Raw genomic sequence first — 25,638 nt, 5'->3', positions numbered from 1 at the left:
ACCGGGAGAAACGGCCCAGACTTCCCGGCATCATAAGAATGGGAGAATACTTGCACTGTAGCGGTCACCGCGGCTGCTCTTGGAAGGGTTCCCGAGACCAGGCGTCCAGCCAGGCGGGAACCTGTTCGGAGAGGATGGGTTTGCTCCACAGGAAACCCTGCGCCCGGGTTACGCCCAGGCGCCTCAGTTCATCGAGTTGGGTGGGCGTTTCGACGCCTTCGGCGATGACGTCAAGTCTGAGGCTTTTCGCCATGCCAAGGACCAGTTCGATGACTGTTCCGGCCCGGGGGTCTTCTCCAAGTTCCTCGATGAACGTGCGGTCGATCTTCAACGTTTTCGCTGTCAACCACTTCAAGTAGCTAAGGGACGAGTAGCCTGTGCCGAAGTCATCGATGGAGAGACAAACTCCCAGGCGTGCGAGGTGCTGCAGGGTTTCCCTGGGCAGGTCCGGTTCATCCATGAGCACCGTTTCGGTGATTTCCAGGTGAACTGCTCCAGGGTCGATGCCGGTCTCCCGGATCGCGGCTTCGACGATGTCCGGGAAATTCTTGGCCACCAGCTGGCGCCCGGAGATATTAACGGCCATCGTGAGGTTCGCTGCGCCGTTAGTCTGATTTCGCCAGACCTGCCCTTGGCGCAGTGCTTCGTGCAAGACCCAGGTGCCGATCGGAATGATGAGGCCAGTCTCCTCGGCGATAGGGATGAACGCTTCCGGGGATATGAGACCGTGGTCCGGGTGCTCCCACCGCAGAAGTGCCTCGAAACCCAAAGGCGCGCCCGAATCCAGGTCGATGATTGGTTGGTAGTCCAGGCGCAGTTCCCCCCGATCCAGGGCCAATCGCAGGTCCGATTCCAGGTTCAAACGTCCGCTGGCCCGTCGAGTCATACGGGAGTGATAGATCGCCGAGGCGTCTCCACCGGCAGATTTCGCCCGGTACATGGCAGTGTCCGCTCCGCCCAACATGGACTGGGCCGTGTCATCGGGCCCGGCAAGAGCGATGCCCACGCTGACGTTCAGGAAGATCTGCCGCTCGTCGACCTCGAACGGGGCCCGGATGCATTCACGGATCCGGCCTGCTAGCACCTGAGCGGCGCGCATGCCCATGTTCTCGCAAACGATGATGAATTCATCGCCCCCGAAGCGGGCCACCGTGTCACCGTCCCGCACCGCCTTCTTAAGGCGCTCACCGACGAGCATCAGGATACTGTCTCCACCGCTGTGGCCAATACCGTCGTTGACCAGCTTGAACCGGTCAATGTCGACAAACATGACGGCCGGGTGGCAACCTCGGTCAAGGAAACCCTGAAGCACCTCTGTGATCCAGTACCTGTTGGGTAATCCTGTCAGGGCGTCATGCCGGGCCTGCCATTCCAGGATCTGCTCCGCGTTTTTCCGCTCGGTAATGTCCAGCACCGTGTCAAGGAATTGGAGTGGTGTCCCGTCGGGACCATTGACGCTGCGGATCCTCGAATGCAGCCACCGCTGCCTGCCATCAGGCCGCAGGAGCCGGTATTCAACATCCGCGAAACCTGCCCCTGCCCGCAAACCTTGCCATACCCGGTGCATCAGGTCACGGTCCTCCGGGTGGGTCTGCTCCATCATCCGTTCCCACGATAACGGCTCCCCCGGCCCCAGGCCCACAATCCGGCCAAGCTCCTTGGAGTGCCATATGGTACCCAGATCGGCCGAGTACTCAAGGCTTCCCACGTGTGCCATCTCTTGTGCCGCCAACAACCTACGCCGTTCCGCATCAGCCTCGGTGCGCAACCGCTTGATCTCGGTAATGTCCCTGGCGATTCCGGACGCTCCGGCCAGTGTCCCATCCTGCCCGTAGACCGGTGACACCGTCAGTTCAACATCAATAACCGACCCGTCCTTGCGTCGCCACCGCGCTTCCAAGCCGGGGACGAAGGCGCCGCTTCGGATCCGTTCGGCGATCCGCCCGGCCACGTCCTCAGGTGCCCGGGTTGTAAAGAGCGCGGGGTTTTGGCCAACGGCTTCCCCTGCACTCCAGCCAAGCATCCTGACGGCGCCAGCGTTCCAACTGCTGATTTTTCCGTCCATGCCAGCGCTGATAATCGCATCGCCGGAGGACTCCACCATCGCCGAGAGCCGGCGCAGGATCGCTTCCTGGTGCTTCCGGTCGGTGATGTCTTTTGAAATCGCCACAATATCCACCGGTACCGTGTGTTGGCCCCTGATCGGGCTGATCGTCCCATGGACCGGGAATTCCCTGCCGGCCCGGTCCCGCACCCAAAACTCTCCCGACCAATCCTTGCGTCTGGCGATCTGCTCGGCGATCTCTTCGCCTGTGGGCCCGGGGCCATGAGTCTTGAGGTTGCCCACGATCCCCAGCTCGAGAGGCGTCAGTCCCAGGACCTCGGAGGCTGCAAAGCCGTATAAGCGCTCGGAGGCACGGTTCCAGTACGTGACTCGCCAGCTGCCGTCCATCCCGATCACAGACTGCCCGATTTCATCAAGCAGCAGAGACTGCGTCAGCAGGTGATCCTGGTGCTCCTCAGTCATCTTCGCCCCGGCCTGTCATCGGTCATGCCTGCATGCCCGCTGCCTCAGTTGCTGAGGTATATGTTGCCCCGGGTCCGCTGGCCTGGCAATACGGCCAGTATGCCTATCCCGCTACTACGGCGCCCCGCACCGATCTCGCTGCCGCCCGAAGACTCATGGCGCCATGGTGCGCAGCGGCTATGGCTCAACCGTCGAAACCGCCGTCGGTTGGATCACCCAGGGAGACCAATCCAGCGGATGCACCGATGGTATCCCCCTCGAAAACCCGAGGCCCCCGCAGTCACGTCCGCGGCGATGCCTGCGGTCAGCTCAGTCTCGGCTTCAATGCCTTCGGCCACCACGAGGCGCCCACCTCCCGGACCAGGCTCATCACGGCCGTCTCACGCGGGTGCGGGCCCTGCACGAACTCATCAATAAACGTGCGGTCGACCTTGATGACGTCGGACTGAAGGCACCACGGGACCGGGCGACAAGATTGACGACGCTGCGAGAAAGCCGGCGGCAGGGGCAGGAGGCTGCCAGCAGCGTCCTGAAGGCCGAGGGCCAGGCGGAACCAGGCCAAAGCTGATCTGAAGCAGGTCGGTGAAAAGGTCACGGACGCCTTCAAGGAGTGACGGTTTTAGGGGAAGGGCGCGCCTTCTTCGTGCCACGGAAGTACCATTGCCACCCCCTTGAACATCTCCCCTGGGCCGCTGGCGACGATACTGAAATAGGGGATTGAAAGGGAATCCGCAACCCTTATGCGACGCGCCGCCGGTGCGTAACTTGGCCGTCAAGGGCCATGATCTTTGAATTGAATCGCAGGCTTCCATGTCGACCCAGGAAGACGCCAACCGTCTAGGCATGCGTTCCCGAAGATACATTCTGACTGGTCTTTTTTGCGCCGGATTGCTGGGCATTTCTCAAGCTCCCGACATTGCGCCCCCAGCGACGGCTCCGTGTTCGTCCCCGCTTCGCAGCCCAGGCAGGAAGTCTCGCCGGACACTGCTTGGAGCCAGATTCCGGTGGAATCGCGCGAACTCTGGAAGTTCCGGCTCATGAGAACCCGCTGAATGCTTGCTTCGAGCAGCTAGTGTGGGTCGCCACCCTTCTCCAGGCCACCTGAATCTGGGCAAAAATCCACCCGCGGTTCTGATTGTTGGTCGAGTCCGCGGCGGATCTCCGACCATTACCCTCTCTGGTGCGAATTCCGGCGATGAAGACTGCGTGGAGTTGCTCCCGGACCAGCCGGCCGAATCGTCCAAGAATCGAAACAATCGAAGGAGAGCCAGCCTGGAAGTGTCTTCCACCAATGATAGGCAGCACGGGAAGGGCGCGCTCAATGAAACGGACCGCGCCGATCCTCGCGGCTGCAAACTTCCCCACCGGCCGCCCCGGAGTTTCGGCCGGGCAGCCGGCAGTCGCGATCCTAGACTCGGGCCATGCACCCCTCGGCGGCAACCGTCCTGGCCAGAGAACTGCCTGCGCCCGGGGCCGCCCCCACCGCTGGGGATGAGATGCCCCGTCAGTCGGAGAACGTTCAGGAACGAGGATGGGACGCAGTCGGGTTCCCCTTGGCTCCATTCGTGGTCCCACTAACCGATTACTAGAGCCTGCCGCCGCACCGCGCATACGGGTCAGTTTGATCCCGTCGGGTTGCCGCCCCGCGGCCATTTCGCCGAGCCGCCGGGAAGGCCATCATTGACAGTGTCGGGTTCGCGGATCGGAGAGGGCCATGCTGCAGATCCTGATGTGCAAGCTGAATATTCGCCACGATTGGCATGTTGAGCACGCCGACGACGGTCGTCTCTACTGGCGCTGTCGGCGGTGCGGCAAAGACGACGATGAACGCGCCGTCGGGGGAGGCAACTTCAGTCATTGGGCAGGCGGGTAAAGCGGGCCACATTTCCGCGCGGGCCCTGCTCATAGTTGCTACCCGTGCATTGAGTTGGTCAGTCGCGCGACCGGCTCGAACCCATTGCAGCGCTTACCGGGCTCACCCTCGATCAGCTGGTCGCCACGGATCGGATGCCAATCGCCGCCGCCCTCCCGGCCGCCCGCGTGACCTCAACGTGGCGGGAGCTGCGCTCTCCCGAAGATCTGGACCTCGACTTCGACATGGAGGGTTGACGAGGAGATACTGACCGGACGGACGATCTGGGCCCGTGTCAGGTTCACCATCCCTACTGCCGTGCACCTGGGGGGGGTGGCTGCCGCCTACACGGGACGGGGGCCTAGGGTGTGAGCTGCGGGTTCAAGGCCCGGACCAGGACATCGTGGTAGAGGCGGAATGGGGCCGATCGGTCCAGCGGACCTGCAAGTTCGTGCCGATCCAGTGATCGAGCCGTTGTCGTTCCCGGAGGTTCAGGGGTTGCGGCGCATCTGTACAGGACCGGCAGTCGGCGGTGATCCAGGCCGGTGGGCAGGGCTTTTCTAACGCTTTATTGACGATGCCATCCATGTCAGGCTGATCGGGGACTGGCAGCAGTCAAAGTGAAAGGTCCGGGGTTTGATGGCCCGGACCTCTCAAGGCTGCCGCTAAGCCAGGCGGTTACCGGACATCGCTGACTGCGTTGCCATCGATGCGTCCCGCGATCTCGGCAGTGACAGCCTTCATCGCAGGGCCAATGGAATGATCTACAGTTCGACTCCATCCGCCTTCAGCCCGTTTCACTCTCGGCTCATAACAGATCGACGGGATTTCGAATCCCTGCTTGCGGGCCGACCAACACATACTAGATTGCTCATCGACACCTAGCCGGGCACCCGACCATCGAAAAAGTCAAGCTTTGTCAACAGTAAAAAAGCCAAATAGCCTCTGACCTGCAGAAACACTGTGCCCGAGGTGGGACTCGAACTATATTCGAGGCCTTGTAAACACTGGGAACTCTTGAAAAGGTAAGCAATCCGAGCCAGTCCGGTCGATGTAACGGCGCCGTCCCAGGCCAAAAATGTTGACATTGTCAACACCGCCCTTCTGACAGATTTTGTGTAAGTCCAAGCGGCCGCCGCGCTCCCCAGACCGGGGGAGCGCGGCAGCTCCGTGTTCTGCTCCGGGAGCCTTCCGCACTGACGGCGCGACAGTCGGTTCTGGAGACGGGGTCGCAGCACACCGGTTGCCTCGAGATCGCTCATGACAGTCCACCCTCCGTTCAGACATCTCATGGGCTAAGACCCCGGAGTTCAGATGACCGGAACGGCCGGCGACCCAGCTACAGGGGCCCTGTCTTCTAAAGCATTTCTCGATCTCATGTCACATGAGGAACCAGGCTTGTTCCGCCGGAAAAGTTGCAGATTGATAGCTTATAAAGGAGGAAGTGGCAATGAGCCTCGAGGTCCCCGATATCATCAGCTGGTCCCGCAGACTGGTTTGATGACACAACCGGATTTTGGCTCGCGCCAATCTGGCAGTATCCAAGTGCATTAGGGCACTCCTGAGCACGCAGCATCCAAGCCACCAATACGGGAACCGAGTCATTCTTGGAATGCATTGCCACGATCTCAGAATCGAGTTGGATTCTGCTGTGGTCGTGACACGATCCAGCTGCAGGCTTACAGCTGCTCGTTCTTCTCCTCAGCCGCGGACAGCAGCTTCGTAGCCCACTCAATGCATTTGGTAGCCTTGGCTCGCGTCAGGCTCTTGACGTTGTATCCGGCTTTCGTCTTCTCCCCCAGCAGTCGGCTCAAGTTGGCGCTGTCCCCTCCAGCCTTCTTAAGTACGTTGACAGCGTCAGCGTGGTTTTCCGACTTGGAGTGCTGGCCCAGCACCAATAGGCAGAAAGCATCCGAAGCGGCAATCCCCGCATGGACAGCGAGCGTAGCAATCACATCCGCGTAAGAGTCTGCATCATTTAGCGTATCGATGGTCTCCGCTGCTTCCAGGAACACGCGTGCATCTTCGAGACGCGCATAAGCGTCGGTGCGGGCTGTCATCAGGCCGCCGTCAACGTGTCCAGCTGGCGTGACAGCCAATGCCTGTCCCCGAAGATGTGCATGCCCTCACGGTCAATAGAATCGAAGACCGGCGCGTGCTGGACTTCGGACACCTCGTAGACCATGGGACGAACATCGTTACCGGTGAGGCGGTAGGCGTCGATGGCCAAGTCACTGATCGCCTCATACAGTTGATCGCTGGCTCCGTCCGGGACGACGAAGAGGAGGTCGATGTCAGAGTCGTTCCGCATCTCTCGGCGAGCCGCAGAACCAAACAGAGTCACCTGCAACGGCTGCTCGATCCAGTGGGAGATTTGGTCGGCCAGAAACAAAGTGAATCGCTCCAACGCCTTCGACGCCTCAATCACCAAGGCGGCAAGCATGTGTTCGGTGTTCAATGAGTACTGGACTCGGTTGCCACTGCGATCGGCTTCAACGACACCGCTCTCCTCCAGCCGTTCAAGGCAGCGTCGCACGCCAGATATCGAAGCGTGAATGCCTCGTTCCCGTACGAGAGCACCCGGGGTACTAGGGCGTCCCTCGGCAAGTGCAACGAGGACGTCGGCTTCAAGCGCAGGGCAGATGGCCCGCAGTGGATTTTGCAGTTGCACAACTAACCTCCTGGTCGCTCACAATTGTACGCGTTTTGAAGGAGGAACGGCGGCCCCGGCCGTAACCTTGCCCTGAAGGGTGCTGCTCACTGCTGCCAGCAAAGTAATATCGATTACTTCCAAATTTCCCATGACTTGATGTCCATGGCCAGGGTCTCAGCTCCTCCATCACAGAGAATTCGTGCAACGGCCCACGTGTCGCCCTGCCAGGAGTCGACCGTAGGGCGCTGGCACGACAACAACTGGAATCGTCGGGGAACACCGACCGACCGCCTACCCCGCCCGAGAAATCGAAGCTTCATAGCCGACGCGCTGCCGTGTGGCTCCTCTTGCTCCCGATACAGTGAGGGCATGACCCTTCTTGATGAGATCGTGGACGGAAGCACCGACGGTTCAGTATCGACGGCCAATCTTCTGCGAAAGGTTCAGGTAGCGGCCACCCGGCTTGGCGCCAAGACCATCGTGGATTGGGTTAAGTCGGAGTTGAGCGGCTACGCCGACGGTGTTGCGGTTCCTCCTTATCGCCACACAGAAACCGCGGTCATGGGCATGTTCGCTGGACCAATGCGATCTACCATAAACACACATCTTTCTTCGGCAGGTCTTCCGTCCGAGATCGCGAGCTGGTTTTCTGTTGAACTCCGCCAGCCTCTGGCGGAACTGGAGTCCCTCGCCAGCGGCGAAACCGATCCCGGCCGGAGTTGGCCACCCCATTTGGTTGGCGCTTATGAGGCGGCAGGTGTCTACCGCATCGAGTTCCATGAATTGTTCAGCGCTCACAATGTCCTAACCCGTCAGTACCTGCATGGGATCATCGACACAGTCAGAAATCGAGCTATGGAATTCGCCCTGGAACTCCAATCCGAATTCCCTAACGCGGGGTCTGTCGGCGGACCGACACTGCAGAATGAGCCGCAGCTTGCTTCCGTCGTCTACAACATCACAAACAACATCACGGGCCACGGTACGAATATCGGAGCTGGGTCCAACATTCATCTGAGAAGCACGGTCAAAGCAGGAGACAGGAGTAGCGTCGAATACGCTGCCAAGGAAATCGGTCTAAGCCCAGAAGATGCGAGGACTTTTGCGGATGCGATTCAAACCGATGGAGCAACTGAGGGACCCAATGTGTCTGGATTCCTAGAAAAGGTGCGCACCGGGGCGATCAATGTCGCGAGCTCGGTTGCCTCGGATACCGCGGCTAGCGCCCTAGTCGAAGTAGCCAAGGCCTACCTCGGCCTCTCGGGTTAGTCCGGGGTCGCTGGCAACGTGTTCCCACGCTTGAGGGTGCACGAGGCGGAGGCTGCCGTCCTCCTCGGCTTTGCATCCCTGCTCTTCCCGATTATTTCGTACCAACAGAACCCTCACCCGGGTCCGATCGGACTGTTCAGTTCGCCAAAAAGAGGACCGGAGCGCCAACTTGCTCGCGAACAACTGCATAGTCTCGTAACTCTTGTGCCTCGATATCCAAGGGATCCGAAACACATCGCTTACGAAAGTGAAACGGCCACGCCCTCTGCCCGCGGTGACGTCCCCTCGTCCGCTGCGGGTACTTCGAGCCAGACCTGAACTGTCACCATTCGACGTCATCTTGCCCGCGAGGATGCTTTTCCCTCCGACCGTACGAGACGGACCGACCAGACGCGGAGCCCCGCTGCGCGATGGTGAAGTGTTGACATTGTCAACACTTCCCTTTCGACCGATGTGGACGTCGCTGATGCCGTCGGTACAGTTCCAAAGTCCGTACCCGTCGAAGCCCTCTTTATGGTCCCCGCGTAGAACCTGTGGGCGGTCCAGAGGGCGGGGGACGCGAAGCCCCTCACCTCCAAATTAGAGCGTGCCCGCCAGGATCAGCCCTTGGTCAATGACCTTGGTGAGGATCTCCGGCGGCGTGCCCGCGGCCCGCATTGTCGCTTTCCGGTAACCAACTTGGTTCTTTCGGAGCGAGACATGGGACTCCGACTCCAACTCCTTGCATGCAACGTCCCATTCAGGCCATTCAGTGGAGAAAAGCGATTCAAGATGATCGCCCAAGATCGCAACCCCGTCCGTGACCTGTTGTGCTGGAAAGTCAACTTCGGGTAGCCCGAAGTACTTTAGGAGTTTCCTGTTAGCCGCTACGTGCCCGACGCGCTCCTCCTGAATTTTCGCCGCGTCCTTCCCGTTCTTGATGGCGCGAGCTTCAAACCCGCCATCTCCGTCGAAAATCGCGTATGCAGGTATGCCCAAGCTCGTTAGTATGGCGTGGGCAAGGGGAATACTCGATTTGCCGCCTACTTCCACGACCGCTGCGCCTCGCACTGCCAGGTTTCCAACCTGTATTCGATCAGCGATGCCTTCAAAGACTGCAACTTCTGTAGTGCCCTCAACCAAAATGACTGCATTGGCAAACATGGCGAGCGGAAGTCGAGCGGATACCGTGCCATCAAGTTGACTGTCCACAGTAGCGGGCTTGACGATGCCGGTGAGCATAGTCTTGACGATGTCGAGACAGGATGCATGGACGCTGACGTCACCGTTGCCGCTACTGCTCCGCGTAAGACGGCGGACCTGGGAAAACTTTTGAGCCTCAATGAACATAGGACTATGGGTGGCATACGCCACTTGGATGTTTTTGGTATCGTCTTCGGCAAGGTCACGGAGCACTCTTGCGAAGGCTTGAGCTTGAACCGGGTGCTGATACAGTTCTGGCTCTTCGATTGCCAAAAAAATCACACCATTCGCTGATGCGGCCCCATGTTCGGCAAGCATCTGCAACGACGAAATCAATAGCGTGCGTTGGAAGCCGTGCCCTTGCCGCTCAACGGGCGTCTCCAGCGTTCCATCAAGAATCGATACATTGAACGTTGTGCGGGGCGCCTTTAGCTCGACCTCTGCGGGCGTAACCTTCAGCGTCCTACCCGGACTGTAAGTGGAGACTACGGAGTTAAGACGGCCAGTCATCTTCTCAATAGGTTCCCGAAAACTGGTCGTGTAGATCTTTTGCTGGGCAATACGACTTTGTTCAACAATCAAGGCAATTTGAGAGTCGGCGGATGTTCGATCAATTGTACGTTCCAAAATCCTGCCAATGATGCTCGTTTTGACGTCCGATGATTCCTCCGAAGCACGAAGATCAGCTGTGATGAGGACGAAGTCAAATAGGCCGCTCATCTTGCCCGCGCTGTTGAAGCCGAAGAAATTCGTCTGCAAAGTTTCCGGAAGCTCGGTCAGCTTATCTACATTCGCGGACTCCCATTCACGAATCGCGGTATCAACGGCACTTCCTGTCGAAACAACCGGTAGTTGAAGCTCAGGGTGCTCAGATCGAAGAGTCTTGAACAAGTCCTTCTTAGCAGTTGCCGTCAACCCTGGTGCTTTGATAGGCGTGAACAGCTCATATCCCTTGGCGTTGGCGGAGAGGTATTCAGAGCCATCCGGTGTCCGAGACTTCCAAGCTACGAAAGTGTCTGATGCAACCGGGACGTAAGCACCAAGCTCTGCCCTGTCCTCGGCTGTCAGAGCAGTAAACTGAACCTCGACGCGGATAGTCTGGGTGGAATCACCGTGGGTGCAATCTTCATCACACAGTGCTCCATTTTTGGACCCATTAAAAAACCAATCCAAAGCTCGAAGGACCGTAGATTTTCCTACGCCGTTCGGTCCAATGAACGTTGTCACATTCTCAAAATCGATCAAGACGTCCTTCAGTGATCGAAAGTTTTGTATGCGCACTTGCGAAATTCTCAAAGCATCCCCGTTATGATCAAAGCGAAATAACCAGCTCCCAAGCTGGCTCATCTTCACTATAACGAAAGATGGGATTTTATCTAAATTTCGCTATAACCAAGGAAATCGCTTGGCGCTCATCACAAAATTACGTATTCGTACGCCCGCCGCGGTAACCGCAAAACAGCTGCATTGTGGCTAATCGCAACGAATTACGCATATGCCACCCTTGTCACCAGAGCCTGCATCGTCCGGAGAAGTTATGAAGAACATTCATTTCTTGGCATTTACGGCCGCATCAAAAAGCTGTTTCCACCTGTACCCCGGGAATTCGCGGCCCTCGTGCCCTCGCTTACTGAAGATAGGGGACTTCGTCATGGATTACCGTGTCGCCGACAATAAGGTGCGGTCTGCTACGTCGTCAGCTCGATGTTTCTAATCCGCCGTCTGCTGCCCTTCGCTGGGGAGGCCACGCTCCCAGAGACTGGAAGTATTCGGTGGCCTCAGCCTCCTCGGTGAACTCGAGGAGATTCCCAACCTTGCCTACTAGGACGTCCCGCACCTCCGCCGGTGTGGCGAAGAAGAACTCCTTCCGGGCGTTCGCCTGATTAACTGCGCGGTCTGCGAAGTGACGGTGTAGATCGGCTTCGAGGGTGACGGCGTCTTCCGAGAAGTAGATGGTGTGGATGTCGAAGCGGAAGGGAACGGAGGCTCCGCTGAGCTCGCTGACACGGTCTGTGGGGTCGAGCCGGCGGGTCAAGCCGATCTTCACGACTCCCTTGCCGAACGCTCCCCGGTTGGAGATGACGTAGACGTAGCCCGCACGGATGTTGGCTGCACGGTAGTCGTTCTCGGCGATCGCCTGGTCGATGTCGGCGAGCCGCCGGACGAGGTCCTCATTCGTGGTGCCGGCAGCGGTGAGGGTCTCGAGCGTCTGTACAAGCAGCGCGCGTTCCTTGTCGAGCCGGGCACGTTCCTCTGCGAGCTCTTTCTCCACACGCCGTTCCTCGCGGAGCCGCGCCCGCTCTTCCCGCTCCTGCTCCTTCTCCTCCTGCTTCATCATCAGCCAGTCAGCAGTCAGCTCGATCTCGTCAATGCGAAGAGAATGATAGGCATCGCTGATGCGCATCTGCATCATCGCCCCCAATCGGGCGATCGCGACGCGGGAGGCTTCCAGCCGCCGCTTGGCCGTCTGCACGTTGCCGACCTTCAGCGTGCGAATGCTGTTGTCGGCTTCGGCGTTGTATGCGCGGAGCATTAGCTTGGCCAGGTCGGCGGACATCTTGCGACCCTTGGCCAGAGAGTTGTCGAAAGTGAACATGTTCGACGTCTCGATCGCATGGCCGTCGCGGATCAGAGCCGCCGCGCGGGACTCGACGTCTTGGAGGCGTGGCAGGTACGCCGCAGCGTTCTCAAGAGGGTGGTGGTACCGGTAGATGCCGACTTCCTGTAGCACCTTCTGGTCATCGAGCTGAACAACGGGGTCAGAGACCGCGGAGGCGTCCTCGAGCAGGCGGCGGAGCCTCGCGTTCTCTGCCTCGAGAGCTTTGAGCCTACCCGTTGACGTCTCATCCCCGGAACCAAGGGCGCCTGCCCCCGTTGTCTCTTGCGCGGGCTCGGCGCTGTCGGGATCCGGCATACCTTGAGGCTCCTCGGCCGCTGCCTGCTCGCCGTCGGGGATCCAGAGCTGCCAGCCCGGCGGTGGTGCAGGCCAGGAGCTCGGCGGCCTCCAACCCGCAGTGGGCGTCCACCCGGCCCGTGCGGGCGGCCACCCTGGAGCGGGGTTGAACCGCAGGCGCTCCGGGCTCATGAACGGCGTACGCCGGTGGGATCCACCGCTGACAGCGCCGATGGGTTTTTCGACACGGCAGCGCCGAGGTGCTGAAGCGTGGCAGCAGGGACCACACCAGAGAGGTCGAACTCCAGGAACGTCTCCCGGGGTGAAGTAACCGCCACGAGCGGAATGAACGTGGTTCGCCCTGTGGCAGGGTCCTTCGTCTGCGGGCCGACCTGCAGGGAGACCGCTTGGATGAGGCCTTGGCGGTCGGACTCGAAGATTTCGTGCAGTGATCTAATCGCGACCTGGTGTAGTGCGGAGGCGTATCTATTGTTCGCTTCCGTCTTCGACAGCGGAGTCTCGGTGATCTCGTCGCTGGCCTTGACGTACCTATAGGCCTTCACGGTGCGGACCTGGTCTGGGGCTGGCACGGCGACAGTGAGCTTCAACTCAGCCGTATCCGGATCGAACTTTGCCCCGTGCTGAACCGGGAAGTGGTCGGGATAGAGGGAGTTCGCCAGGACGATGCCGACGTACTCCTCGACTGCCTCGGGGACCCCGTAGCCGAGGGCGGCCTCAAGGTCGTCGATGGCAGCATTGTGCTCGGCGACCTCCTTCTCGCGCTCCTTGCAGTGCGCCTCATAACGGGAAATCTCAGCCGTGAGCTGCTCGAGCCTCTTCTTCTCGAAGGCAGCGTGTGTCGCCTTGAGCGCGGCCTCCTTCGCCGGGATTGATTCCTTGTACGTTGTCCACTCCCGCATGGCCTGCTCATACTCGGCCTTGGCCTCTTCGCGCGCCGCCTCAAGCTTCTTCTTCCGGCCGAAGAGTCCCGTCGGAGGCTCGGGTTCGCGCAGCACCGGAGCTGGGGGCACCTCGATGGGTCCAGGGACCGGATTCGGACGTTCCAGTTCGGGATGAGGGAACGGCGGGTGCTGCACTGTCCGCTTCAGCGACTGCAGGTCAACCCAGTCGTCTGATTCAAGAGTGGAAGCAAGGAGGCCATCGACCTGCGCGTACTCGTTTGCTAGGTCCTCGTTAAGCTTCTCGGCAACGGCCAGCTGCGCCTCGACGTGCGCGGCCTTGGCTTCCTTCTCGAGCCGCTTGCGCTCAGCCTCAGACGCCCGTTCCGCTGCTGCCGCCGCCCGAACCGCCGCAGCACGCGCCTTTTCCGCCCTTACCTGGGCAGCCGCCGCAGCCCGTTGAACAGCATTCTCCCGCTGCTGAGCCAACCGCTGCTGACGTTGAATCTCTGCAAGAAACCCACGACTACGTGCCATTCCAAACACCCCCATACAAAAACAGACCAAAAACCACTCTAGAACGTCCAATTGCCAATTGCGGAACCGATGCAAGCTGAACGCTTCCTCGAGCGGCGTTTCCTGCCCGGGGGTGAACGTCAGGTCGCCCCCTCTCCGGCACATTGCCCACCCGACATACATTGACCGTCACCTCCCGGCTGAAATCCGGGTTTGTGCAGACGGGCTGTTGTCAGTGGTTGTCCACTGAGATCCTCTTCCGGGCGGCTCACTCGATCCCTAGACTACAGCGGACTTTTTACTGACCGCAGGCAAGGCGCAGAAAGGATCCGGTAACGTCTCTAGGTAAATTAGCCCTCGTGGCGGCGAAGATCGAACATGACACCCATTGGGGGGAACCGCCGTGGCAAATCCTGCCGAACTCTTGCATGAAATCCTCACTGGGTGGGTGCAAGACTCGTCCAAGCAGATATACATAACCCGGGACATCCCAAACGAGGAAGCTCTGATGCAGCGACATCGACAAGCCATAGTGCTGATCGAAGAAATCGATCAGATAGTGATCGGAATGTCCTTACCCGAATCCCGCCGTGACTCGATCCAGCGAAACCTAGCGAAGTGGACCAAATGGGTTTTCGCCTATCCTCACCACTGGCTATCTGCACCAGACAAGGGCTATCCGAACCTGCACGACCAAGACACTCTAGATGCGCTGGACCTGGTTGCCCATTTGCTTGAAAGCCAGGTTGCCAAGGTCGACGAACGTCAGCGTTCCTCCTACCTGGACACCATCAACGAGATAATTACCGCTTTAGGGGCAGACGACACTCTGCCACCCGAGCTGCGAAATCACATTTACATGCTTGCGTCCCATGCCCGCCAATGCATCGAGGAGTACGAAATCAAAGGCGATTTTGCACTCCAAGCAGCGGTTGAGAGGTTGGCTGCTTCTGTTCAAACGGCGATGACCGTTTCGAAAAATGGAGGGGCTTGGTCGAAGTTCAAAGATAAGTTCGCTTATCCAACGGTCGCAGGGCTTGTCGCTAGCGTTCCGCAACTTGCAATCGCCGCAGCATCCTTGCCGATCGGCACTACAGGCTGATATCCACGCCCTTGCCTCGCAAATTGGCCAGTCATCTCAGGACTCGATAGCACTAGCTCCCCCACCGGAGGTGGTAGACCCGCCGTCAAGGAACAGCACCCCGCATCAACTTGCCTCTATGCCGCAGGTCGCCCTCGTCGCCCGAACGCGACCGGCCCAACGGGCGGCAGATGCGCCGCCGCTTTGTCCAGCTCTCACCCGGCCAGGTACTCGGGCAAGTCCGGAAGCGACATCTAGTCCTACTTGGTGCAGAGGATGCTGCGCGATCGAAAGATCGTTAGAGCGCGTGTCAAAAAGCAACGAAATCCGAAAAGTCAAGCTTTGTCAACAGTAAAAAGACAAAAGACTGTTGACCTGCGAAAACACTGTGCCCGAGGTGGGACTCGAACTACATTCCAGCCCTTGAAAACACCGGGAAGCCGCGAAGAAATGCGGAATCCGAGTCAATTCAGGCGGTGTAAGGCTCAGTACGAAGCCAAAAGTGTTGACATCGTCAACGCACCAATTGCGCCCATAAAACTCCTCAACCACCACACGCTTCCGAAATAAGGGCCGGGGTCGTCCGCGCCGCCAGGGGCTACGCGCCAGCCCCGGAAACGATATCTTCCCACACCCGCAGTAAAAACAGTGCGTGTGGATAAAGGCCTTCGAGCCCGTCCCCCTTCCCCCAAGTTGCACTCCAGGCCCTCAAAGCCATCAAGGAGTCCCCTACCAGGACGACGCCCACCAACAACTGCAAGCACCGACACCTACACGGCACGAACGACCGCAAGCCCGGCCCCGCGTCACCATATTTCTTATCGGCGTTCCAAGCGGCAAAAGAGTGCCCGGTGCCATCCAGGAGCACAACGCGCACAATGCAGGTCCCCTCCTCGACGCCCTCAATCCAGAGCTTGCGACCAGTTTGGAAGGCGTAGCTGACCGCGAGAAAGTGCAGGCATCGCTGGGGGAAAGAGTCGTATGATCTGTGCAGGGACTGGTTAGCTGTCCTACACCTGTCACCCCCGGGGATTTCCACCTGACCGGATGCCCGCCCAGCCACTCATCCTTCTGTACGGAGGATGGTGAGGGCCGAGCTGCGATCAGCAGTGAAGGTGCGTCAAGGCTCCGTGGGCCGTCGGGGAGTCCCAAGCTGTTGCGCCTCTAGATAGACCGAAATCGAAATACCTGCTCCGCTGAATCAAGGGTCATAGAAATCACCCTGACAGAGATTTACTCAGCCCAGTGAAACAAGATCGATGGGCCATCGGCCGTGATCTTTACAGGGCGACAGTCTCTCTAAACGTGCGGAGCTGAATTCACGCGTGGCTTCTATGCACCGAACCGCACGTTGCTTGGCCCGTATACTGCGTACATCAGAGGGAAGTAGTTCCCTTTTTCCATACCCGCCTTGATCACAGCTCGAAGCGCTTGGCGGAGCGACATCCGCTCCTCGCAAATGTCCTCCAGTAGCAGCTTTCCGATTTCATCGGCCAAGGCGGCTTGGATCGGCCAATCTGTGCCAATGAAGGCTTGCGCGCCCCACTTTTCCATGAAAAATTCCACAAAGGGTCGCCCGTTGATCGCGTCAGCCTGGCCAGAAGAGCATCCATTTAGGACCACCACTGGATTTCGGCTTCGCGTCCGTCCCCATTTGTTACCCAGCTCTTCTAAGGAAACACGGGATTCATCCCGCTCGGTGGGCCCGAAAACCAATGCCCTTTCATCGGGTACAGCATGGCAGTAGAAGTACAGGAGATCGTTATCGTCTCCGTCCGCTGCCCAGGAAAGAAGATCCTCGGGCGTTAGTGCAGGCTCCCTAAACTCCAGGCTGCCGCTCAGAGTGCCGGCGAAGTTCTCGAAGAATTCCAGTTGTAGTTCACCTCGTGGAACCTCCCTTCCAACAATTGGCTTCACCAAGCACCGATCACCCCTGTACGGTCCCAGTTCGGATGGGGAATTTGCATGCCTATAAATGTCGAAACGTATGCCCCAAAACCGATCAGGCTGGACAGATTGAGGGCTGTCGTTCAACCCCGGCGGTTCACCGTCGTAGAGGATCCCCCAGGGGACCGGAATATCTCGTGCGATGATTTGAAGCTGGCACGGATTGGCTGCATCGCCGCTTTCCCGCAGCCGGCGTGCTACGTCTTTCCACATAGCCGGAGCTTCACTATGACCAGACTTCAGAAATAGCGTGCGGTACAAGGTGCTTCCAATGACCGCCAGCCTTAGTAATACACTTTCGCCGTCACCGCCCATCAACGTCAGACCTTGACCTGGGGAAAATCGCTGTGATAAAGCTGCCAGTTCCTTGTATGCCTTCAACGAAGCGACTTCTGCAGTTGTTCTTAAATCACTGCCGACCCAATAGGGGTTCTTTATTTGGTCTGTCCTCGTGCTGAGGACGGCACTATCCGGCATGAGCCATAAAAATAGGTCTGCTCCTGGTGGTTGAGCGAAGGAGTGGCTGGGCAAGCGTTTGCTAATCCCGTGCGCGCGGATGCCGACCTGCAAGGAGTTTTCCGTTCCGGCGACCCGCATGTCTATGCGTTGCTCTGAAATACTTCCATTGTCCACGAGGAGTACAGCGTCGATTTCCGCTTTTCCCGGCGTCAAAGCCCGATACTCTACTCGGAACGGCCCGGTGCCCGAAGCGGAACACGGTATATTGTCCGAGCTTATCATTGCGTGCCACTCATCATTCTTCGTCACGTCACGAAACTGCCCATTGCTAGCCTTTAGAATGAAGGTTACGATCTTGCCGATAAGATCATTAGCAGGTATGGCAGTTCCCAGGTCCCCCGGCTCGGTCGAAGGCTCCACAGCCGTCTCAAATGGATAAACTGTTCCTACCTCAACCTCATGCGGCTCATTTAGCAGGACAGTGGGGTGTTCTGGAAATCTCGAGTTCCAGTAAAGATACTCTGCTGGGTCGACCGCTAGGGGCAAATCAGTTTCTGAATTTTTAGGCGCGTTAAGTTTTACGCTAGTGGCCTTTAGCAAGTGTTGTATCCGAGGATAAATTAATCCAGTGATTTTGTCGCTCAAGGCTTCGTTTACTTGCGCGGCGGCCTTTTGGATAGCCCCTTGCACATCGAGTTCATTCGAGGCGCCGACTGCGAGATCCCGGATATGGTCGAGTATCTTCGGCCCCAAATCGCCTTCATAGCCTTTTAGTGCGTCCGTTAGCACTCTTGCCAGAGCGCGAGATGGCCTTTCGGAGGAAGGCAGGTTCGGATCAAAGATCCACTCATTCTCGCCTAAGGGAGCGTAAAGATCGGCGCCCGCGAGAAGGGCGCTGAGATGGCCCAGCCCTCCCAGGTCGGGTCCTTGGACGATTACGGCGCCCGCTCCTGAATCGGAGGATAAGACGACGAGTTCTCGTGCTTCCTTCCAGTTATCCTCGTTGATAATGACGACATTGAAGTGCTCCGATTTGATCAGGTCGGCAGCATGTAACTTGTCCTCTGAGCGTAGGACTCGGGCTTCGCCGAGACGAGAAAGTTTTTCTGCGACAATTGGTAGCTCATTGTCGAAACCTACGACTAGCCAGGACTTAGTTGGAGGCGCGGTTTCTTCTGAGTCAGTTTTCATCGCCAGTCCGAGGTGTTACACGTCGAAGAAAGGGTCATCGACGGCAAAAGCGTCTTCCATGTCTTGTGGGCCCAGCGTGTCGCTCAATAGACTGTTAAACCAGCCCTTTCTCACTCTTATACAGTGATAAAGGGGCGTACCCGCTTTACAAACCGAACTGAAACCGCTGCCTCCCCAACTCGACGCGGTCCAACCCAGTTTGGGATCCGCGATTTGGATTGCTGAGAGGCCCTTAGGTAATTGAGCGTTGGCGTGCAGGGAGACCTTAGAACCGCTCGATGTGGACACTGCCAGAGTCGCCGACTCGGCGGAAATCACTTCGGTGACTAGGAACCATTCCTTTTGCCACTGCCCGTCGCGTGCGAGTTGAATAATTTTTCGTTGAACGTCGGGAACCTCGCGTACTTTTTGTCGTGTTGCTGCCTCGTATGCGAGCACAAAACCGTTTTCCTTCTCAAAAATAAGAGAGACAGTTGCCTCAGCACCTAGCCCTAAGGGCGACTTGACTCCCGCGCTGCTGTCTACCGACGTTTCCCTCGTGCAGCCTGCGAAGTACGTCTCGGAACCACCAATAGGCGTTGTGTCCACGAGGACGTCATCAGTCCACCCTGGCCAGTTGAATACGTTTCCGAGGTGCACCAGTACACCTTCGGCGTTCAGTTGGAGATAGTCGCCCACGCTGATGGGGACCACGAGTGGGTAGGCGCCCAAGTATCCTGTTGTGGCCTTCACTAGCTCCGCGTAACCCTCAGCAGACATGAGAACCGTCTCCATCCAGCAACATCGACTCGGGATTGGGGCCATATTGCTTGCGCCGCTAATCGAATAGAAAACAGCCTCGGTCATGTCGCCAAGTTTTTCAATAGGGATGTGCCCCCTACTTGTCCCCTGTCCTTGTGACGAAATTTCCGCCACCGGAAGTGGCATTGGGGACCACGTTCCGCGGCTATCGCTTCCCGTAGTTCATCCGCACTAACGTCCAATTCTGCCGCGGCGTCTTCCATAGCGGCGCGCTTAGCTTCCCGCGCTGCTTCCGCTGTATCCTGTTCCGCGCGTTCCGCGGCTAGTGTTGCGTAGCGCGCGTCCAGTAGCCTGCGTGGCTGGCTGCTGGCCTATCCCAAGGTGGCGGCACCCCGGTATCCTTCCATCTACAATCCCTCAGCGCAGCGCAAAGGAGCTCCGGATGCCACTCAAAACGAAGGACAGGGTTGTCGCCCATTCTGAAATAAAGGTGGACGGCAAGTCTGTCGTCAGCCGGGGAGACAAAGGTGTGATCATATCCACCAACGGTAACTGGGGTAAGTCCTACGTTGTCGTTTTTGTGCCGGCCCCAGACATCAACGGTGGATACCCGGTAATGATAGAGGGCGTCACTGAAAGTCAAATAACACCTGTTTAAAGACGGCCCTCCGCAACACGGTTCTTTTGGAATATGAAGACAATAGGCTGCAAGGAGGTGACATGGAGCGACCCTAAACTCCGGCAATTAGAGGCTCTTCGGCAGCGGTAACTCTCGGTTCGAATCGAAGACGGGCAGCTGGCGGCGCCGTAAGAACCGCAACGTCCCGGTGATAGAGTCCCGAGGACCGAAGGCCCTCACGCCCCAAATGGGCCTGTTGCGCCACTGCGCAGCCATTTTGAGAATCAGTGCGACAACCCACAGTCGGGAGAAATCCTAATCGGTTATCGAACGCTACTGCAGCTAAGGGAGCTTCCTCAAGGGCTCCCGATTTCCCGCCTTGGATACCCAGATTGACACCAGCTTCGGACTGCACGTTTCCCGTCGGCTTCACGTGTTGTTGTAACACGCCTATGAAATTCAGCACCTTCTTGCGAGGCTTCCGGTAAGGACTCGGGGCAACATCTGGCCTCAGGGAATCCAGTTAGTTAGTAGACTGCTAGCCTTAACTCATGGCAAAAAAGACAGTCGTGCTGCTGGAAGACGACATCGATGGTTCCGAAGCGACCGAAACCTTATCTTTCGCCCTCGACGGAAGTGAATATGAGATTGACCTTAATGATGGTCACGCCAACGAACTACGTGAAACCCTGACTCGCTTTGTCAACGCTGGGCGCAAAGTAGCTGGCAACCGCGCCCGGCCTTCAGCTCGGACCAAGTCCTTGTATGGTGGCCCCGATGCGAAAGCCGTACGGATGTGGGCGGTTGAGAACGGCATCCAGGTAAATACTCGTGGTCGTATTCAAGCGGAAGTCGTAGAGAAGTACGAAGCCGCTCACTAGGGCCGAAACAAAGAAAGTCGGGGCTGGGATCTATAACAGATTTCCGCCCCGACTTATTTTATCGAGCTGCCCTCGTCCTGTAGCTGTCCGTTTCTACGTGGGAATAGTCCGCAGGGCCGGAACCCAGCCGTCTGAGGCCTTCTTTGGTTCGAGGTGTTTGGGGTCGCGGTGCTTTTGCATGTCGCATTCGTAGAACGGTTCGCGTGGTCGAGGAGCACGCTCATGTGGTGGTCTGCATGGTCTTTCAACCAGACGCTGATGCCGGTGGTGCGGGACTTCGGCTTATTCTCAGAGATACTCGTGTCGGCTGTGATGGTCCGAATATGCCTTGTTGCGGACTTTTTGCGGACTTTTTGCGGACTGGCTAATACGCAGTCAAGAAGGACGAGATTAATACCCTCAAGCAAGGCAGGAAATGTGCTCTGCCTTCCGCGCAAACCGCTTCCAAGGGCAACTTTCGGGCCCCTGGAGGGGCGGCTAATCGCCCCCGAGAAGCGTGGCCTTAGCTTTTGTGAACTCTCCGTCGGTAAGTACGCCGTCTCGACGCAGCGCAGCCAACTTCGCGATCTCGTCGGCGGCGCTCGGTGCGTTCGTTGCAAGGGCCTGCGTAGGCTTCTTTTTCGCCTCAAAAGATTTCCGGGAGATGAGGTCGACCGCTTCGCGCACCTTGTCGGTGGTCTCCAAGTTGAACTCAAACGTGTGGGCGGCTCCGCCGACATTCAGCGTGATCGACTTCAGTTTCGGTGCCAAAAGGTTCATCCCACCGGACAAGAAAGTTGCGGTAACGCCGCCCGGTGGGGCGATCGAGCCATGCATGCTTACAGAGTTAACTTCGCTGTACAGAATCCTTTGCACGTCGTCAGCAACTCCTATGCCTAGCTTCCATTCTATGAAGTCGGGGTACAGCCTCAAGAAGCCCTTGACGCTGGTCAACTCCAAGATAAGTGTCGCTCGTTTGGCTTTTTCCTCGGCTGCCTTCGCCTCTCGCTTGGCTTTCTCCTCGGCTGTCTTCTCCTCTCGCTTGGCTTTATCCTCAGCAGCCGCCTCCTTGTAGGTATTGACAATCGAATCCTTGGCAGCTGCCATACGTTCTTTGAAAGAAGCCATGTCCTCCCTTTCGGAGTCACACCCTAGAGATCCGGCCTAACGCCACCAGCCGCGTCCGCTGTATGGAAAGCCAGCATAGTACGGCTCGCCATACGACCGGAAGGGAGGCCATTGACACCGGAAACCCAGGCTGCATCGTGGCGTGAAGACTACGACGAAGATTCAGGACGCAAAGCGAATGCACACGTCTACGCAAGCTACGGAACAGCTAGGTCATCAAGCACAACCACCACAACCTCGACCTACGTACATCTACTGCCTGAGAATCACTTGCGTGACGCGTCGATCGCGGACGCCGCCTTCAGTGACCGTAAGCGGCGGGTGTTATAGTCGCCTGCTTTACCGTTCGGGCAACGTGTTGTCCCAACGGTCGCGCCAGTTTCCATACAGTCCATCGTTCAGATCTGCAGAGGGCTTACGCCAATGGCGGCCGCTGGTCGGCAGGGGCGGGAGTCGATCCGGGTCCTGGGCAGGCGTGAAGGCGCCAGGGCGCGGGTTTGCCGAACCGTTTGGCGTCTTCCTGTGCGCTGAAGTCGGCTTGTAGGTTGCTGCTGCTGTGGGAGCTGCACAGGAGTTGGCCGCTGTGGAAGCTCCTTTCTCTGCCGCTTGATGTACTCGAGGTCACTGCCAACATCTTTGAAATCAGCTGTGCCTTTGTGAATCCGGGAAAGGTCCAACATCTCGGTCTCCAGCCAGTACCTCCTCAGCAATGTCTCTTCTCCGGGGTATCCCGTACCTTCTGCCATGATGAGCGCGTGGCCGGCTTCAACCATCAGCTGGAGTCTGGCCACTTCGCGGTTGGCCGGGGTAGCGGCCCTGCCGTAGACATCCGCCAGGGAGTTCCACGTATGGAGGAGCGCATCGAGAAGGTATTCGTCTTTGAGCGTTTGGCGGACCTTTGAGTTGCTGAGCTCCAGAATGTCCATGACAAGCGCGTTGGGCATCGTCGCGGAGTGCCGGCCGCGAAGCCGCAGGAAGGCGTCGACCCTTGCGGCTGTAATGCCATAGGCCCGTAGCCAAGTTTATCCTGGCCCCTTAACAAGATGCATCGCGCTCCTGGTGAGAAGAAGACGGCGACCCTACGTGGCGACCTCGCCGCAGCTACGGCGCCCAGAAGTTCATGCGGTGATTGACTAGAAGGCCGCTCGATCCGAAATTAGGACCGCAGCCTAGATAACGACCGTCAGAGACCTGACATGCCGATCCCGCTACACCTCAAACCTCATCTAGGTCAAGCTTTGTCAACACTAGAAGGACAAAAAGCCTTTGACCTGCGAAAATACTGTGCCCGAGGTGGGACTCGAACCCACACACCTTTCGATACCGCATTTTGAGTGCGGCGCGTCTGCCAATTCCGCCACTCGGGCGCGGATTACGCGGAGCCAAAGTACGCTCACAGCTGACTGTGAGCAACGCGATCGCTTCACGTACGCGGAATTACTCTACATGCAGATAGGCTGAATTCCAGAATCGCGCCGCCGTCGCCGCAAACGAACCCTGCAAACCAAGTACAGCAGCGGTGGCACCTAAGATAGTGATGTCCCGCCGTACCTTTTCAAGGAGATCCCGTGACTGAACAGACGGAGTCCAAGCCCACGTCCCAGCCGGCGCGCCGCGTCATTGTGGCAGAGGATGAAACCCTCATCCGCCTCGACATCATCGAGATCCTGCGCGGCGAAGGTTACGACGTCGTGGGTGAGGCAGACAATGGCGAGAAGGCCGTCCAGCTCGCCGAGGAACTCAAGCCGGACCTGGTCCTCATGGACGTCAAGATGCCCGTCATGGACGGCATTTCTGCGGCCGAAAAAATCGTCAAGGCCCGCATCGCCCCCGTGGTGCTGCTGACCGCCTTCAGCCAGAAGGAACTGGTGGAGCGTGCCCGCGACGCCGGCGCCATGGCCTACGTCGTCAAGCCCTTCACCCCCGCGGACCTCATCCCGGCGCTGGAGATCGCACTCTCCCGGCACGAGGAAATCAAGGCCCTCGAGAGCGAGGTGTCCGACCTGCAGGAGCAGTTCGCCACCCGCAAGCTCGTGGAACGCGCCAAGAGCCTGCTGACCACCAAGATGGGCCTGACCGAACCCGAAGCCTTCCGCTGGATCCAGAAGACCTCGATGGACCGCCGCCTTAGCATGCGCGAGGTTGCAGAGACCATCATCAACCAGGTCAACTAACGCGCCGGCCGGGCCCGAAGAGTTTCCGACGGCGGCCCGGCCCTTCGCGTAAAGTACCCTAACGCGCACAGCACCACAGCAAAGGACCCCTGCCAACCGGCAGGGGTCCTTTGCTGTGTCTGAAGACTAGGCCTGGGCCTTCTTCTTCTTTTCCGGCCACGGGCCGAGCTTTTCCTTGTTGCTGGCGACGTCTCCGGCGCGCGTGGAGTCGGCGAGGTCGCCCACCTTGTGCACCTTCAGCGAGTTGGTGGAACCCGCCTTTCCGGGAGGCGAACCGGCGGCGATGACCACCAGGTCACCGTCTTCCACAAGTCCCATTTCCTCAAGGCTGCGGTCCACCTGGGCCGTCATGGCGTCGGTGTGGTCAACCATCTGGACAAGCACCGGCTGGATGCCCCAGGTCAGCGCCATCTGGTTCCAGACCTGCTCCACCGGGGTGAACGCGAAGACCGGCTTGATGGGCCGCAGACGGGAGAGCCGGCGGGCCGAGTCACCGGACTGGGTGAACGCACAGATGTACTTGGCGTCCAGCTGGTCGGCGATTTCGACGGCGGCACGGGTGATGGCGCCACCACGGGTCCTGGGCTTGGTCCCCAGCGGGGGGACGCGCTCCAGGCCGTGGACCTCGGTGGATTCGATGATCCGGGCCATGGTCTTGACCGTCTCGATCGGGTACTTGCCCACGCTGGTCTCACCGGACAGCATGACAGCGTCAGCACCGTCCAGGACGGCGTTGGCGCAGTCGGAAGCCTCTGCACGGGTGGGGCGCGGGTTGTCGATCATGGACTCAAGGACCTGGGTGGCCACGATGACCGGCTTGGCCCAGCGGCGTGCCAGTTCAATGGCGCGCTTCTGCACGATCGGCACTTCCTCCAGCGGAAGCTCCACGCCCAGGTCGCCACGGGCCACCATGATGGCGTCGAAGGCGTCGATGATCTCGGGCAGCTGCTCAACGGCCTGCGGCTTTTCGATCTTGGCGATGACCGGTACGCGGCGGCCTTCCTCGTCCATGATCTCGTGGACGCGGGCGATGTCCGTAGCGTCACGCACGAACGACAGCGCCACCAGGTCAACGCCGCGGCGCAGCGCCCAGCGGAGATCGTCCTCGTCCTTCTCGCTCAGCGCGGGCACGTTCACGGCCACGCCGGGAAGGTTGATGCCCTTGTTGTTGGACACCATGCCGCCAACGGTCACCTCGGTGACCACCTTGACGTCGTCCACCGCCGTGGCACGCAGGGCCACCTTGCCGTCGTCGATCAGCAGGGCATCGCCCACCTTGACGTCCTCGGTGAGGCTCTTCAGCGTGGTGGAGCAGATCTCCCGGGTACCGGGAACGTCTTCGGTGGTGATGGTGAAGACGTCACCCACGGCCAGGGCGTGCGGACCGTCGACGAAACGGCCCAGGCGGATCTTGGGGCCCTGCAGGTCGGCCATGATGGCCACGGCCTTGCCAAGGTCGGATGCTGCCTTGCGGACGTTCTCGTAGGTGTTGTCATGCACGGAGTAGTCGCCGTGGCTCATGTTCATGCGGGCGACGTCAACGCCGGCTTCCAGCACCGCGAGGGTGTTTTCGTAGCTGGCAATTGCCGGGCCAAACGTAGCCACAATTTTTGCGCGTCTCATATACCTACCCTATTGGTCTCTTGC

The 25,638-nt window shown here is 58.8% G+C and carries 17 protein-coding genes and 1 tRNA gene; 5 read left to right on the top strand and 13 right to left on the bottom strand.

All coding sequences use genetic code 11. The features are described from left to right. Positions 1-64: 64 nt before the first annotated feature. The 4 genes from LDO14_RS08965 to LDO14_RS08950 form a co-directional block, all read right to left on the bottom strand. Entirely contained in the window at positions 65-2,527 is a 2,463-nt protein-coding gene (locus tag LDO14_RS08965; RefSeq protein WP_223994879.1) for an EAL domain-containing protein, read from the bottom strand. A 304-nt stretch (positions 2,528-2,831) separates the two neighbouring features. After that, positions 2,832-3,122, bottom strand: coding sequence for a hypothetical protein (locus LDO14_RS08960; RefSeq protein WP_223994877.1), 291 nt, complete (start codon positions 3,120-3,122; stop codon positions 2,832-2,834). A 2,936-nt stretch (positions 3,123-6,058) separates the two neighbouring features. Then, positions 6,059-6,439: a hypothetical protein gene (locus LDO14_RS08955; RefSeq protein ID WP_223994875.1), complete on the bottom strand. Its 381-nt coding sequence runs from the start codon at positions 6,437-6,439 to the stop codon at positions 6,059-6,061. Further along, the gene (locus LDO14_RS08950; RefSeq protein WP_223994873.1) at positions 6,439-7,050 is read right to left on the bottom strand and encodes a nucleotidyltransferase domain-containing protein; all 612 of its coding nucleotides are present in this window, start codon (positions 7,048-7,050) and stop codon (positions 6,439-6,441) included. The genes LDO14_RS08955 and LDO14_RS08950 overlap by 1 nt, the downstream gene beginning before the upstream one ends. A 351-nt stretch (positions 7,051-7,401) precedes the next feature. Between LDO14_RS08950 and LDO14_RS08945 the strand changes: the two genes are divergently transcribed. Beyond that, entirely contained in the window at positions 7,402-8,301 is a 900-nt protein-coding gene (locus tag LDO14_RS08945; RefSeq protein WP_223994871.1) for a hypothetical protein, read from the top strand. Between the two features lie 579 nt (positions 8,302-8,880). On the opposite strand, the gene LDO14_RS08940 is transcribed toward LDO14_RS08945, so the two are convergent. From LDO14_RS08940 to LDO14_RS08930, 3 genes are all read right to left on the bottom strand, one after another. Continuing rightward, on the bottom strand, positions 8,881-10,764 hold the full coding sequence (locus tag LDO14_RS08940; RefSeq protein ID WP_263422495.1) for an ATP-dependent endonuclease: 1,884 nt from the start codon (positions 10,762-10,764) through the stop codon (positions 8,881-8,883). Between the two features lie 415 nt (positions 10,765-11,179). Beyond that, complete coding sequence (locus LDO14_RS08935) at positions 11,180-12,397, bottom strand: DUF4041 domain-containing protein (RefSeq protein WP_223994869.1); 1,218 nt, start codon at positions 12,395-12,397, stop codon at positions 11,180-11,182. A 167-nt stretch (positions 12,398-12,564) separates the two neighbouring features. Continuing rightward, entirely contained in the window at positions 12,565-13,974 is a 1,410-nt protein-coding gene (locus tag LDO14_RS08930; protein ID WP_223994867.1) for a hypothetical protein, read from the bottom strand. Between the two features lie 220 nt (positions 13,975-14,194). On the opposite strand from LDO14_RS08930, the gene LDO14_RS08925 reads away from it, so the two are divergent. Further along, positions 14,195-14,893 (top strand): hypothetical protein, encoded by a 699-nt coding sequence (locus tag LDO14_RS08925; protein ID WP_223994859.1) that lies wholly within the window; start codon positions 14,195-14,197, stop codon positions 14,891-14,893. A gap of 1,311 nt (positions 14,894-16,204) precedes the next feature. On the opposite strand, the gene LDO14_RS08920 is transcribed toward LDO14_RS08925, so the two are convergent. Together LDO14_RS08920 and LDO14_RS08915 are read right to left on the bottom strand one after the other, a co-directional pair. Continuing rightward, a complete protein-coding gene (locus LDO14_RS08920; RefSeq protein ID WP_223994857.1) occupies positions 16,205-18,469 on the bottom strand; it encodes a CHAT domain-containing protein in 2,265 nt (754 codons plus the stop codon). A gap of 15 nt (positions 18,470-18,484) precedes the next feature. Then, positions 18,485-19,315 (bottom strand): hypothetical protein, encoded by an 831-nt coding sequence (locus tag LDO14_RS08915; protein ID WP_223994854.1) that lies wholly within the window; start codon positions 19,313-19,315, stop codon positions 18,485-18,487. Between the two features lie 337 nt (positions 19,316-19,652). Here LDO14_RS08915 and LDO14_RS08910 point away from each other — a divergent pair, with 337 nt between their 5' ends. Both LDO14_RS08910 and LDO14_RS08905 read left to right on the top strand, forming a co-directional pair. Continuing rightward, a complete protein-coding gene (locus LDO14_RS08910) occupies positions 19,653-19,868 on the top strand; it encodes a hypothetical protein (RefSeq protein ID WP_223994852.1) in 216 nt (71 codons plus the stop codon). 512 nt (positions 19,869-20,380) lie between these two features. Next, positions 20,381-20,710, top strand: a complete 330-nt coding sequence (locus LDO14_RS08905; protein ID WP_223994850.1) for an Lsr2 family protein — start codon at positions 20,381-20,383, stop codon at positions 20,708-20,710. Between the two features lie 477 nt (positions 20,711-21,187). On the opposite strand, the gene LDO14_RS08895 is transcribed toward LDO14_RS08905, so the two are convergent. The 3 genes from LDO14_RS08895 to LDO14_RS08885 all read right to left on the bottom strand — a co-directional run bounded on the left by LDO14_RS08895 (position 21,188) and on the right by LDO14_RS08885 (position 23,184). Then, complete coding sequence (locus LDO14_RS08895) at positions 21,188-21,817, bottom strand: hypothetical protein (RefSeq protein WP_223994848.1); 630 nt, start codon at positions 21,815-21,817, stop codon at positions 21,188-21,190. Between the two features lie 398 nt (positions 21,818-22,215). After that, positions 22,216-22,743, bottom strand: coding sequence for a hypothetical protein (locus LDO14_RS08890; protein ID WP_223994846.1), 528 nt, complete (start codon positions 22,741-22,743; stop codon positions 22,216-22,218). A gap of 359 nt (positions 22,744-23,102) precedes the next feature. Beyond that, a tRNA-Leu gene (locus LDO14_RS08885) sits at positions 23,103-23,184 on the bottom strand. Positions 23,185-23,385: 201 nt separating this feature from the next. Here LDO14_RS08885 and LDO14_RS08880 point away from each other — a divergent pair. Further along, positions 23,386-23,991, top strand: coding sequence for a response regulator (locus LDO14_RS08880; protein WP_009358190.1), 606 nt, complete (start codon positions 23,386-23,388; stop codon positions 23,989-23,991). A 126-nt stretch (positions 23,992-24,117) separates the two neighbouring features. Here the strand turns inward: LDO14_RS08880 and pyk are convergent, their stop codons facing one another. Then, the gene (pyk, locus tag LDO14_RS08875; protein WP_043425225.1) at positions 24,118-25,614 is read right to left on the bottom strand and encodes a pyruvate kinase; all 1,497 of its coding nucleotides are present in this window, start codon (positions 25,612-25,614) and stop codon (positions 24,118-24,120) included. Positions 25,615-25,638 lie beyond the last annotated feature (24 nt).

Origin of the sequence: Arthrobacter sp. NicSoilB11, assembly GCF_019977375.1 — a bacterium.
GTDB lineage: Bacteria > Actinomycetota > Actinomycetes > Actinomycetales > Micrococcaceae > Arthrobacter.
Note: the sequence above shows the minus strand (reverse complement) of the source record. Positions and strands in the feature narration are given on the sequence as shown.